Source organism: Kurthia massiliensis, assembly GCF_000285555.1.
GTDB lineage: Bacteria > Bacillota > Bacilli > Bacillales_A > Planococcaceae > Kurthia > Kurthia massiliensis.
The window spans coordinates 107,013-119,504 of sequence record NZ_HE610999.1 but is presented as its reverse complement, the minus strand read 5'-3'; the positions used below and the strand labels follow the sequence as shown (position 1 = coordinate 119,504).

10 protein-coding genes are annotated in these 12,492 nt (G+C 38.2%); 6 read left to right on the top strand and 4 right to left on the bottom strand.

What is annotated here, in order from left to right; all coding sequences use genetic code 11:
- Nucleotides 1-100 precede the first annotated feature (100 nt).
- Together KMHG_RS10105 and KMHG_RS10100 are read right to left on the bottom strand one after the other, a co-directional pair.
- Nucleotides 101-667: a TetR/AcrR family transcriptional regulator gene (locus KMHG_RS10105; protein WP_010289228.1), complete on the bottom strand. Its 567-nt coding sequence runs from the start codon at nucleotides 665-667 to the stop codon at nucleotides 101-103.
- A 56-nt stretch (nucleotides 668-723) separates the two neighbouring features.
- Entirely contained in the window at nucleotides 724-1,353 is a 630-nt protein-coding gene (locus tag KMHG_RS10100; RefSeq protein WP_010289226.1) for a hypothetical protein, read from the bottom strand.
- Nucleotides 1,354-1,709: 356 nt separating this feature from the next.
- Here KMHG_RS10100 and KMHG_RS10095 point away from each other — a divergent pair, with 356 nt between their 5' ends.
- From KMHG_RS10095 to KMHG_RS10075, 5 genes are all read left to right on the top strand, one after another.
- Nucleotides 1,710-3,455 (top strand): sensor domain-containing diguanylate cyclase, encoded by a 1,746-nt coding sequence (locus tag KMHG_RS10095; RefSeq protein ID WP_010289223.1) that lies wholly within the window; start codon nucleotides 1,710-1,712, stop codon nucleotides 3,453-3,455.
- Nucleotides 3,456-3,552: 97 nt separating this feature from the next.
- Nucleotides 3,553-4,236 (top strand): response regulator transcription factor, encoded by a 684-nt coding sequence (locus KMHG_RS10090; RefSeq protein WP_010289222.1) that lies wholly within the window; start codon nucleotides 3,553-3,555, stop codon nucleotides 4,234-4,236.
- Entirely contained in the window at nucleotides 4,229-5,197 is a 969-nt protein-coding gene (locus KMHG_RS10085; protein ID WP_044504658.1) for a sensor histidine kinase, read from the top strand. Before KMHG_RS10090 ends, KMHG_RS10085 begins: the two co-directional genes overlap by 8 nt.
- Nucleotides 5,198-5,270: 73 nt before the next feature.
- Nucleotides 5,271-6,032 (top strand): ABC transporter ATP-binding protein, encoded by a 762-nt coding sequence (locus KMHG_RS10080; RefSeq protein WP_010289220.1) that lies wholly within the window; start codon nucleotides 5,271-5,273, stop codon nucleotides 6,030-6,032.
- Nucleotides 6,022-8,001 (top strand): FtsX-like permease family protein, encoded by a 1,980-nt coding sequence (locus KMHG_RS10075; protein WP_010289219.1) that lies wholly within the window; start codon nucleotides 6,022-6,024, stop codon nucleotides 7,999-8,001. Before KMHG_RS10080 ends, KMHG_RS10075 begins: the two co-directional genes overlap by 11 nt.
- Nucleotides 8,002-8,024: 23 nt before the next feature.
- Here KMHG_RS10075 and KMHG_RS10070 read toward each other — a convergent pair whose 3' ends face one another.
- Together KMHG_RS10070 and KMHG_RS10065 are read right to left on the bottom strand one after the other, a co-directional pair.
- The gene (locus tag KMHG_RS10070; protein ID WP_010289218.1) at nucleotides 8,025-9,014 is read right to left on the bottom strand and encodes a bile acid:sodium symporter family protein; all 990 of its coding nucleotides are present in this window, start codon (nucleotides 9,012-9,014) and stop codon (nucleotides 8,025-8,027) included.
- A gap of 132 nt (nucleotides 9,015-9,146) precedes the next feature.
- A complete protein-coding gene (locus KMHG_RS10065) occupies nucleotides 9,147-10,202 on the bottom strand; it encodes a hypothetical protein (RefSeq protein WP_010289215.1) in 1,056 nt (351 codons plus the stop codon).
- A gap of 299 nt (nucleotides 10,203-10,501) precedes the next feature.
- Here KMHG_RS10065 and KMHG_RS10060 point away from each other — a divergent pair, with 299 nt between their 5' ends.
- Nucleotides 10,502-12,292 carry a carbon starvation CstA family protein gene (locus KMHG_RS10060; protein WP_010289210.1) on the top strand — a complete coding sequence of 597 codons (1,791 nt, stop codon included), beginning with the start codon at nucleotides 10,502-10,504 and terminating at the stop codon, nucleotides 12,290-12,292.
- Nucleotides 12,293-12,492: the final 200 nt, after the last annotated feature.

The window sequence follows — 12,492 nt, the reverse complement described above, 5'->3', positions numbered from 1 at the left end:
GTGTTGTCTATTAGCGAATAGCTTGTTTCACTAACAATACAATCTCTATTATACATAAAAGTGACACTTATGTAACTTAAATAAGTGACAATCTTGTAACTTATTTAGAAATGCCGTGTAAAATAAGCATTTTAATTTCTTTTAAAAACTCATTTATAGGCAAATTAAGGTGATTTGGCATGTCGATAAGTTGGAAAATGAACCCTAATAATAAAAAGTCGTTTCGATCTTCAGCGATAATACCTTCTTCTTTACCTTTTTTAATGACTTGTTGCAACGGTACGTATAAACCGCCATGCATCCCATTTAACAGCTGTTTCTTTTCAGCAACAACAGGGGAAACATCTTCAATTTGCATAGCGAGACCTAAAATTTGATGGAGATCCCGCAAATCAAACATTCGAATCAATAAATCTTCGAGTTGTTTTTCAAAGCATTGTGTAAAATCTACGTTTGCTAAGTGATCAATGCTATGTTTCATTTCTGACACCATAAAGGCGACAATGAGTTCTTCTTTATTTGGATATTGTTTATAAATAGCGGCGCGCGATACGCCGAGACTTTTTGCGAGTAAGCCGATTTTAAAACCTTGGTACCCAGCAGATAATAATAGCTGATGGGTATGTTGCCATAAATCTTGTTCTGAAAATTTTTTATCTCGTCCCATAAGATACCTCCAATATTGCAATGCTATCATTGTACACAAAAAAAAGCGAGATACGATTATACGTTTCTCGCTTTACGGCCTAAAGTTTCTTCTAAAGCTTCACACCAATGGATAATCTCTTTTTTATAAAGGGAACGATACATAAATACACTCGTACGCCCATTTGTTAAAAGGGTAATAATCATTTTTGCAGATGTGCCGAAGTCATTTAACACTTTTAAATCTTGTGCGGTGCAAGATTGGAAAGCATGTTTATACGCATGTTTTACATGTTTTCTTTTCGTCAATGGTTCTTTGCCGAGCAATTGCATGAGGCGATACGTGTAAATAATATCTGGGTAGCGCGGTTGCAAGGACGCAATTTTATCATTCGTCAATGGCGCTTCTTTTTGGACGACAAGTAGACGAATAAGTGTCCGTTCAGTTTGAAACTTCTGATTGTAGCTATCAAAAGACATATAAAGGATACTCGTTAATGCCGTAGAAGGAATGGCTGCGACCGTTCCTTTTGCAAAATAAATACACGTCGTGATGAGAAATGGTAGTGCGTCAACAGCAATAATCATTTTGAAAATCGTTAGGATAGGCGAGAAAAGTAAGAAGCATTCGATTGTGAAAAGAACACTCGCTATGATAGTTAATAACCGATGGAATGGTGGTAGGTGATACACTTTCATCAATTGCATAATGACACCTCCTTTTCCTAAGTTAATTACACTTACCCGTTAAAATCAAAAAAATAACAAAATTTGAAAGTTTTCATCTATTTTTCATAACATTTCTCGACTTTCTTGTTAAAATAGAGGAAATCATTTTATATACGATTTTAGTAAGAATAATCATTCGCCATACACTGTACAGATGCATGAACAATTGCGAGAAAAGGCGATTCATAAGCATCTTTAAGGCTTTTTTGTAAGGAAGACGTTAAAAGAACAGCTAGTCATAATAGTTCAAAAATAAAATTAACGTAAGCCTATTTTAGTGTTAGAATGTAGATAATTGGTTCTAATAATCGATATGAATAAAAGGTAGGAATGTCATGAAACGCTTCATATATATTTTTTGCGGTATCATTTGTGTGTGGATGTTTTGTACCAATGTTGCAGTTGCACATACGTTGCCTGCCAACGATCCTTTAAAGCCGTTAGATGGAGAATGGACGTTTTATCATCAACAGCTTATGACAAAAGGTAATTTTGATCATGGTAAAAAAGTACAAATTCCAAGTTCTTTTGAATCGGTCGTTGGGAAGCGAAATACGTATGGTATATATACTAAAAAATGGCATGTGCCGAAAGAGTGGCAAAACCATAAAGTTGCTGTATATATTCCATTTGAATATAGTGCATATGCATTTTATGTAGATGGTAAAAAATTAACATCAGCAGGTGTTGTCGGTGATGCGCAGACACATGAAACAATGCTGAAAAATAACATCGCTTATTTTACGCCTTCTCAAAGAACAGTTGTATTTGCTATGGAAGTATCAAGTTTTCAACATATCCGAGGGGGCTTTGAAAATTCAATCAAAGTTGGCCACGCATTGGCTGTAGATCGTCATGTAAATAGTGAAATGTTTCGACATACGATTTTAACAGGTGTTATTTTTATGATGGGTTTAATGATGCTTGTCTTTGCGATTTTCCTTCGAGACTTGCGTGAGTTTTTTGTTTTTGGGCTATTTTGCATTAGTTTTGCGCTTCGTTCATTTTTCGCTGCACCATTTGTATATGCACGCGTTACAAATGTGTCGTATGAGTGGGGCACAAAGATGGAATATTTCTGGACGTTGATGTGTTTTTGCGTCTTTCTTTATTTAATGCGCCTTTACTACGAAAAGAAATTTTCTAATTGGATGATTGGTTTCGTATGGGTGATTTGTGGTGCGTTAATGATTGTTACGTTAGTATCACCACCTGTCATTTTCCAAGACTTATTTTTCAAAACGACATGGTTGATGATTCCGGTTTTTATTTATTTGTTATACGTCATCGTTCATTCATTAAAAGAAAACAAATGGCTTTCTCGCATGAATGCGATTGGCTCCATTATCGTCTTTTTAGGTGTTATTTTAGATTATTTAAAAGGTATCGGTGTCATTTCATCTCAAATAGAAATGACGATGGTTGGCGTGACGATTTATTTAATTTTACAAGTGGCGGCACTCGCGCGTGACTTTGCGAAAAATCGTACGAATTTAGTATCGTTAAATGAAGAACTGACAACGTTAAATACATCACTAGACCGTCAAGTAGCAGAACGTACGATGCAATTGTCGGAGGCGAATAAGCAATTGCAAGAAATTGCGTGGAGAGATGGATTAACAGGTATTTTCAATCGACGCTATTTTACGACGACATTTGAAACATGGTTTAACGAAGCGAAAGTGCAACGTACACCACTTTCACTCATTATGATCGATATTGATAAATTTAAACAATATAACGATTACTACGGCCATTTAAAAGGTGATGAATTGTTGATTCAATTTACGAAACTTATTGAAAAACAATTGCCACCACATGCATTGTTTGCACGTTACGGTGGTGAAGAATTTATGATCGTCTTGAAAGAAACAAATGCAGCAACAGTTGTGCTAGCAGAAACATTACGTCAACAAATTGAAGCTGCTAATATCCCTCATTTAGGTCGAGAAACGGGGATTATTACTGCTAGTTTTGGTATTGCTACGTATACGAATGAGCGACAGCCAAGTGAATTAGTAGATATCGCAGATAATCAGTTATATGAAGCTAAAGTACATGGTAGAAACCGTGTTTGCTAACGATCGCGTCTTAATGGGCGCGATTTTTTTATAGGCATTTCGCGATAGACTTGCGTTTCGACGACGATTTTCTTAAGCTTGGTACAGAGGTGACGAAATGAATATTTTACTAATTGAAGATGATCCGGTCATTGCACGTCAAATTCAACAAGATTTTGCAGCGTGGCAATATACCGTCTCTACACCAACTGATTTTCATGACATTATGAAAGATGTTGCAACGATGAATCCACAGCTTGTGCTCATTGACATTCAGCTACCGGCATTTGATGGTTTTCATTGGTGCAGACAAATTCGTGCGACATCGAATGTGCCGATTATTTTCTTATCATCACGCGACCAACCCCTCGATATGATTATGGCGATGCAACTCGGTGCAGACGATTATGTCCAAAAACCGTTTCATATGGATATTTTACGAACGAAAGTACAAGCGCTATTGCGTCGTACGTATGATTATCAAGAAACGCCGAAAGAATCACCTTCATTTCATGGTGCACAAGTCGATTATGCAGCGAGTACGGTAACGCGTGATGGACAAACGATTGAATTGACGAAAAATGAGCAGTTTATTTTAAAAGTATTGCTTGAAACACCAGATGAAATCGTGTCGCGTGACGAACTGATGCGCAGATTGTGGGATGATGAACGTTTTGTCAATGACAATACGTTAACGGTGAACGTCAATCGCTTGCGCGGAAAACTAGAAGAACTGGGGCTTGTGAATGTCATCATGACGAAAAAAGGACTCGGTTATGTCGCTGTGACGCGTGATGTTTAAATTATTTTTACGCGAAAATCGCGCCACGATTTTTTTCCTGATCGGCTGTTTCTTTTGGTTGAATTTACTACTCATGCTAGAAGTTGATTTCAAAGCGGTCGCCCTCTGGTATTTAAACGGCACGTTATTATTTTTCGGTATACTATTTTTGAGTTATCAATATATGAAAGCGGCGAAACAGTTTGCGCATATGGAAGTAGGGGACGCTGAAAATTATTTAGAAGCGTTTGCACAATATGCTGAAAAGGCCGAGTTAGAAGCAATTCGTGCGTTGCGTCAAAAAGAGGCGCGCTTAGAAGAGGATAGTGATTTTCAAATTGCATGGGTACATGAAGTGAAAACGCCACTTACAGCGATGCGTTTACTGCTCGATCAATTGCCGATGAATAAGACGCGTCAGCAATTAGAAGTTGAATGGCTGCGCATTCACTTACTCGTCGACCAATCGTTGCACACATTAAGACTGTCGCATATCGCACAAGATGCGCATTTTGCAAATGTGTCGTTAAAGCGTGCGTGTGTCGCAGAAATTCGTGAAATGCAAAATTGGTTTATGTCGAAAGATTTAGCGATTGAACTAGAAGTCGACGATGAAGTAATTGTCACCGATGAAAAGTGGTTGCGTTTTATCATTCGTCAATTGTTATCAAACGCGGTGAAGTATAGTGATATCGGTAGTGTGATTACTATTCGTTACGAAAAAGGGCAACTGTCTATTATAGATGAAGGTATTGGCATTGAGGAGAACGACGTGCCGCGTATTTTTGAAAAGGGCTTTACGGGGACGAGTGGCCGTAAACAGTCTGCAAGTACAGGGATGGGGCTGTTCTTAGCACAACAAAGTGCAAAAGCGCTCGGTATGCATTTAACAGCGACATCTAAAAAAGGAACGACGGTGTCCATTCATTTTCCGAAGCGGGATACGTATACGTCGACGTATGTGACAAAAATGTCACGTTAGCGTCATCTGAATCGAACGATAAATATTCATTCGTTCCGTATACTAAACGTATGAACAACTTGGAGGAATGAATATGGAAACATTACAAGCAGCAGCCATTCATAAATCGTATGGTAAACGCAAACATCAAGTCGAAGTATTAAAAGGTATTAGCTTTAAAATAGAAACAGGTGAATTTGTCGGTATTATGGGGCCTTCTGGTTCAGGGAAAACGACATTACTAAACGTATTATGTTCAATCGACCAGCCGACGAGTGGGACGGTGACAATTAACGGTCAATTGTTATCAAAACTGTCTAACCGCCAGCTATCGCAATTCCGCCGTACGCAAATGGGCTTTATTTTCCAAGATTATCATTTGCTAGATACGTTAACGGTGAAAGAAAATATTTTACTGCCACTTGCGGTAAGTAAAGTATCGAAAGACGATGCGGAAGCACGTGTGCAACATTTAATGAAAGAACTTGATATCGCGCACATTGCGACGCATTATCCGAATGAAATTAGTGGTGGGCAAAAACAACGTACAGCAGCAGCGCGTGCATTAATTATGAATCCGGCAATCGTTTTTGGTGACGAGCCAACAGGTGCGCTGGATTCAAAATCAGCGGCTGCATTGCTCGATAAATTGTCACAGCTAAATGAAACGGAAAAAACGACGATTGCGATGGTGACGCACGATGCGGTCGCCGCAAGTTATTGCAGTCGCGTACTATTTTTAAAAGATGGTAAATTGTACAGTGAATTGTATAAAGGAGCGCAAAGTCGCCAGCAATTTTTCGAGCACATTTTAAGTACACAAGCGGTACTAGGCGGTGAAGCACATGAAGCTTAGTACGCTCGTTTTCCGCACGATGTGGAAAAATACACGTCTTTATAGTTTATATTTTATTGCGCTCATCTTTAGTAGCGCGTTATATTTCGGTTTTTTAACGTTATCGGACAATCCAGAAGTCGTTGAAATGAATAGCACGAGTGTCAAAGCGAGTGCAGCGTTCCAAGCCGGGGCAGTGATCCTCGTTGTGATCGTGTTTTTCTTCGTTTTATATGCCAATCAGTTATTTATGAAACGTCGCAGTAAAGAATTTGGTTTGTATCAATTAGTCGGGTTATCACGTGGCAAAATTGCGTGGATGTTACTCATTGAAAATAGTGTACTGTGGTCAATTGCGATTGCGATTGGTGTCGGTTTGGGCGCAATTTTCAGCCGCTTTTTCGCACTATTATTTTTAAAAGTTGTCGATATTGAGCGTGATGTCGTCATTTCATTTTCATTCACAGCGTTATGGAAAGTACTACTGATTTTCGCAGCACTGTTTATTTTAATGTATGCCCAATCATTACTACACATGCTTGGCACAAAATTAATCGATTTATTCCGTACCGCTTCTAAAACAGAAACGCGTGTAAAACGTTTCTCATGGCTGTCAATGCTCATTGGCTTTGTCGGTATCGGTGCGATTATTTACGGTTATTATTTATCAACGAAATTATTCGAACTTGAAAATTTAACGACGATTGCATCGATGATGTGGATGATGATTGCGATTTTATCATTAACGATCGGCGGGACGTTTTTATTTTTCCGCTTCAGTGTCGCAATGCTTTTAAACTGGCACCGTGTCGCACGTAACGGCCACGTAAAAATCATTGATATTATGGCGATTTCACCGATTATGCACCGCATGAAAGCAAATGCGATTTCATTAACATTGATTACAGCATTAACGGGACTCGCAATCGGGGTATTAACACTATCTACGATTGCATATACGTCATCAAGTGAACGTGCTATTCAAAATATGCCTTACGATATGGGTGCTTACAATGATATGGGCGAAAAATTTGAAGCTGCATTGGCACGCGAAAATATCGCCTATAAAGCATCAACATTTGACCTTTTATTTGCCGATGTCGATATGACAGGTGCTTTCAAACATGCAGTATCAAAAGATATGATGGACATTATCGATACGACGACGCTCGTATTAGATGTGGATCAAGTGAAGCAAGTTGTAAAAGACATCGATGTTTCAAATGATGAAACGATATTAACAGGTTATACGTCCATTACGAATTTAATGGTTCCGATGAAAACAGAAACGAAAGTGACCGCAGAAGCGCTTAATCATTCATTAACGGTTATGGATATTCAAGAAAAAAGCATCGTACCAACACAGCTGTCATACGGCATGCCCGTATTAGTCGTATCACATAAAACGTATATACAATTGGCGAAAAAGCCTGTGAAAGTAGATGAATCTAGTTTTACTACGTTCACTGGTTATACGATTGAACAGAAAGAAGAATTAGCAAAAGCTGAAAAATTGTTTAATCGCTATACAAATAACGGTCGTTTTGAAATAAAAATAGGTGACGAAGTCGTAGGTTTCGACCTCCCATCTCAACACGCCTTTTACCGTAATAACATCGAAAATATGGGGTTAATTATTTTCGTGACAGCCTTCTTAGGACTCGCATTTTTATTAACGACAGGTAGTATTTTATACTTCAAACAAATGAGTGAAGCGGACGAAGAAGCGCCACAGTTTACGATTTTACGCAATATCGGCTTTACAGAACAAGAAATGATGAAAGGGATTGTATATAAACAATTGTTTAACTTCGGATTCCCACTGATCATCGGTTCGTTCCATAGTTACTTTGCGGTAAAATCAGGTTGGATGCTATTCGGTGTAAGTTTCGTCTCATCATTTATTATCGTATTAGCGATGTACATCGTACTGTACGTTGGCTTTATGTTAATGACGATTCGTTACTACAAAAAAGTAATTAAAGGATAAAAAAACGAGGACTAGCAAATTTGCTAGTCCTCGTTTTTGATTGGTTGCCCAATTGGTGCATGTGTAGTTGTTTCAGTAGATGTTGGTTGACGATTTGCCCAAATCGTCGCAATGATTGGTCCAGAAATGTTGTGCCAAACCGCCGCAAAGGCACTCGGTAACGCCGTCATCGGATCAGCTGCAAAGTGTGCTTTCGCAAGTGATACGCCGAGACCAGAATTTTGCATACCGACTTCGATGCTAATAGCGCGTCGATCTTGTACACTTAATTTCATCATTTTTGCCGCGAAGTAACCGAGCAGTAATCCTGCACCGTTATGAAGGAATACAGCTAAAAATACTAAAATACCTGCTGAAGCGATATTTTGTTGGTTGCCCCCAATAATCGCTGACACGATAATAATGATGGCGACAACAGAAATAAGTGGTACAACGGAAATGCTTTTTTCTACAACGTTTGGCATTAATTTTTGAACGACGATGCCTAAAACAATCGGTACGATAATGACTAAAATGATGGATTTAAACATTGCGATTGGATCGACTGGCATCCATTGCCCTGCAAGTAAATATAATAAAACAGGTGTCATAATCGGCGCTAAAATCGTTGAACAAGAAGTCATCGTAATCGACAATGGTACGTTCCCTTTTGCTAAATAAACCATGACGTTAGAAGCTGTGCCCCCAGGGACTGAACCGAGTAATACGAGCCCTGCAGCTAAATCTGGTGGTAACTTTAAAGCGTAAGCAATTGCAACTGCTGTTAACGGCATGACAGAAAACTGTGCAATTAAACCAATAATAACTGGCTTTGGGTGCGTTAAAATTAGTTTAAAATCTGCCCCTTTTAACGTAAGCCCCATACCGAACATCACGACCCCGAGTAAAATCGTAATATACGGTGCAAACCCAACAAATGTAGATGGTGTGAAATAAGCAATGACAGCGATTAATAATACGAGTACTGCAAAATATTTGCCTGCAAACTGACTAATTGCTTCTAAAACTTTCATATCGTTCCCCCTTATTTTTCATGCATATTAAAGATAATAACTATTTTGTTATAAAATGTAAATAATATTTTTAATTTTCAGACAAAAATAAAAACGACTACAAAATAAGTAGTCGTTCTCAATAAGTAGTGTCTATTGGAAATATTGTTTATCGTATGTTGATTTTAGTTGAGTGAATTCGTTGTATAAATAGTGTGCTGCGTAGTAGACAGATGGATTCGCAGTTGCCATAGAGCCATTGTTACCGAATAATTGTTCATATTTAGAAGCACGTGTATTTAACGCATCATGTTCTGTCGTGAACCACTTTTCATTTTCTTTGTTGCTCATATTTTTTAATTTCTCGACATCATTATAAAGTGTATTGAAATCTGCATTCGCTTTTAGTTGTAATAGTGGTTTAAATGAAAATGTTTTATTTTTTAATTCAATTGTCCCGCGACCTACCCCGTAATATAAACGATCAATTGTAACACTAAATGAACTACTAGAAGCAAGGTTTGTAAATGTAAATTCAAGTGTGCCTAAATTGGTCGATGTTTTAATGATTTTTTTTGTAGCAACGCCACCTTGCATAGAGATATTTGTATTAGGATCTTTTAATTTTATATCTAAAGGTACATCTTTAATTCGTACGACTGCAGACGTTTCACCTATGTATTGTAACGTGACATCGGCATCATTGATAACCCCGTCAAATACTTTTTCCCCTTCTACATAATACGTATTATTCTCACCGATTCCTGTATAAACGTAACCATTTTGATAGCGTAATCCTTTGTAATCTACAATGCCTTCGTATAACCCTTCACCATGGTGAAGCACGTTGTTATATACAAATACATATGTAGATGGATGCGGTTTCCCATCGACATATAATTGTTCTTTAAACGTTTTAATGCCTTTATGCACTTTTCCTTTTTCATACAATGTTCCTTTATATAGCTTAAAGCCTTTCGCAATCACGCCGTTTACATATAGCTGTTTTTTATATAAAACTGTGCCTTTTGCCAATGTTCCTTTTTGATACAGTTTCTTTTTAAAGACCGTCGTTTTTGTGACAACTTTTCCTGTTTTAGTATTCACTAATTTTCCTTTTACTACTTTATAAGTAGCTGCTTGAACAGGTGTTGTAATTGTAGATGTAGCAACCGCTACGATCGCCGCACTCGCGATGAATGTTTTCATGTTAAAACCCCCATGTTTGTTTTTTCAAGCGTACCATAACAAATTGCGGAATTAATTAGGTCCAATCACCATTTTTGCGTATAAAAAACAATACATATTGGATGATTTTTGTATAACGTTAAGTAAATATGTAAACAAATTTACTTGTTTATTTTTCCTTAAAATAGGTTTTTGTACAAAATAAAGAAAAGACTTTATTTTCTGAAAACAATGTGCTAAAAATGAATATGTGAGAAAAAAGGCACTTAATACAACATTATTTTGTGTGAAAGAGCATTTTTAAGATAGGAGATGAAGCGATGAATGCGATTACACTCGTGATCGGTGCGATTTGTGTGTTAGCGATTGCGTATCGTTTATACGGTATTTTCTTTACGAAAAAAGTATTGAAGATCAATGACGATCAACCGACACCGGCGCATGTGAATAACGATGGGAAAGATTACGTACCAACGAATAAGTGGGTAGCGTTTGGTCATCACTTTGCGGCGATCGCAGCAGCGGGTCCACTTGTAGGGCCAGTGCTTGCGGCGCAGTTCGGTTATTTACCAGGTTATTTATGGTTACTAATCGGGGCAGTAATTGGTGGTGCTGTACATGATGCAGTCGTGTTATTTGCATCGATGACAAAAGGTGGTAAATCACTTTCAGAAGTAATGCGTGAAGAGCTTGGACCAGTGGCAGGTTTTTGTACAGGTCTTGCGATGTTATTTATTATTACGATTACGATGGCCGGTTTATCGATGGTTATTTTAGGTGCCTTAGCTGAAAATCCGTGGGGTACATTTGCGGTTGCGGCAACGATTCCGATTGCGATGCTGATGGGTGTCATGCAACGTATGATGAACAATTTATTGATCCCGACGATTATCGGGATTGGATTACTACTTGCAGCTGTTTTTTATGGACCGTACATAGAAGGTACATGGTTAGGCAATGTATTAACGTTAGATCGTGAAACGTTATCAATTATTTTACCGATTTACGCATTTTTCGCGGCAGCACTACCAGTATGGTTCTTATTGGCACCGCGTGATTACTTAAGCAGTTTTATGAAAATTGGGGTCTTTATCGCATTAATTATCGGCGTATTTATTATTAATCCGGCGATTCAATTCCCAGCGGTTATTCCTGATTTCTTAGGCGGCGGTGGCCCAATTGTAGCAGGTCCAGTATGGCCATTCGTTTCTATTACGATTGCGTGTGGTGCGATTTCAGGTTTCCATGCATTCGTCGGCTCAGGGACAACGCCGAAAATGTTAAACAAATGGGACGATATTCGCGTCGTCGGTTTCGGTGCGATGCTCGTTGAATCACTTGTTGGCGTCATGGCACTCGTTGCAGCAACAGTGCTTCACCCAGGAGATTATTTTGCGATTAACTCAACGCCAGAAGTATTTGCGACGCTTGGTATGTCGACAGTCGATTTACCACAGCTTGCAGAAGCAGTTGGCATTAGTTTAGAAGGACGTACAGGCGGGGCTGTTACTTTAGCAGTCGGTATGGCTTCTATTTTCTCAGGTGTTGAATGGTTTAGTCATTTAACGAAATATTTCTATCAATTCGTCATTATGTTCGAAGCGGTATTTATTTTAACGGCGATTGATGCCGGTACACGTACAGCACGTTACTTAATTCAAGATTTCCTAGGTAATGTGTATAAGCCACTAAAACGTACAGATTGGTTGCCAGGGACAATTGGCGCGAGTGCACTTGCTTGTGTCATGTGGGGCTATTTATTAAATTCAGGGGATATCGCTTCTGTTTGGGCATTATTCGGTGTATCTAATCAATTAATGGCATCAATCGGTCTCGTTTGTGGTGTGACGTTTGTGTTAAAAGTAGCCGACAAACGTATTTACGCATTAACGTGCTTTATCCCACTTGTTTACTTATACATTACCGTAAACGTTGCAGGATTCTGGATGGTGAAAAATGTTTATTGGAATGCACAAGCAGGTGGCTATAACGTATTAAACGGCATTTTATCATGTATTATGTTAGCGCTTGGTATTATGATTGTCATTGCAGCGGTAGTGAAATGGAAGGAAATGTGGCAACATCCTCGATTTTCGAAAACAATCGTTTAACAAATGTCCATCGGCAAAAGTTCATAAAATTTAAATAGGAACTTATGTTCTTTTCAATCGATTGATACAAATAGAATGATTATGTTCGCATTCAGCCCCTCCTTACTCTCTTTGAGAGAGGTGTTTTCAGCATAAAAACAATACCTTTACTTGAAATCTAAAGTCCATAGTACTATGATTTTAATGTAAAAAAATGATTT

Bases quoted from the DNA above. Each gene is read 5' to 3' on its own strand.
- KMHG_RS10105 (WP_010289228.1), bottom strand. From the start codon at position 667: ATGGGACGAGATAAAAAATTTTCAGAACAAGATTTATGGCAACATACC.
- KMHG_RS10100 (WP_010289226.1), bottom strand. From the start codon at position 1,353: ATGCAATTGATGAAAGTGTATCACCTACCACCATTCCATCGGTTATTA.
- KMHG_RS10095 (WP_010289223.1), top strand. From the start codon at position 1,710: ATGAAACGCTTCATATATATTTTTTGCGGTATCATTTGTGTGTGGATG.
- KMHG_RS10090 (WP_010289222.1), top strand. From the start codon at position 3,553: ATGAATATTTTACTAATTGAAGATGATCCGGTCATTGCACGTCAAATT.
- KMHG_RS10085 (WP_044504658.1), top strand. From the start codon at position 4,229: ATGTTTAAATTATTTTTACGCGAAAATCGCGCCACGATTTTTTTCCTG.
- KMHG_RS10080 (WP_010289220.1), top strand. From the start codon at position 5,271: ATGGAAACATTACAAGCAGCAGCCATTCATAAATCGTATGGTAAACGC.
- KMHG_RS10075 (WP_010289219.1), top strand. From the start codon at position 6,022: ATGAAGCTTAGTACGCTCGTTTTCCGCACGATGTGGAAAAATACACGT.
- KMHG_RS10070 (WP_010289218.1), bottom strand. From the start codon at position 9,014: ATGAAAGTTTTAGAAGCAATTAGTCAGTTTGCAGGCAAATATTTTGCA.
- KMHG_RS10065 (WP_010289215.1), bottom strand. From the start codon at position 10,202: ATGAAAACATTCATCGCGAGTGCGGCGATCGTAGCGGTTGCTACATCT.
- KMHG_RS10060 (WP_010289210.1), top strand. From the start codon at position 10,502: ATGAATGCGATTACACTCGTGATCGGTGCGATTTGTGTGTTAGCGATT.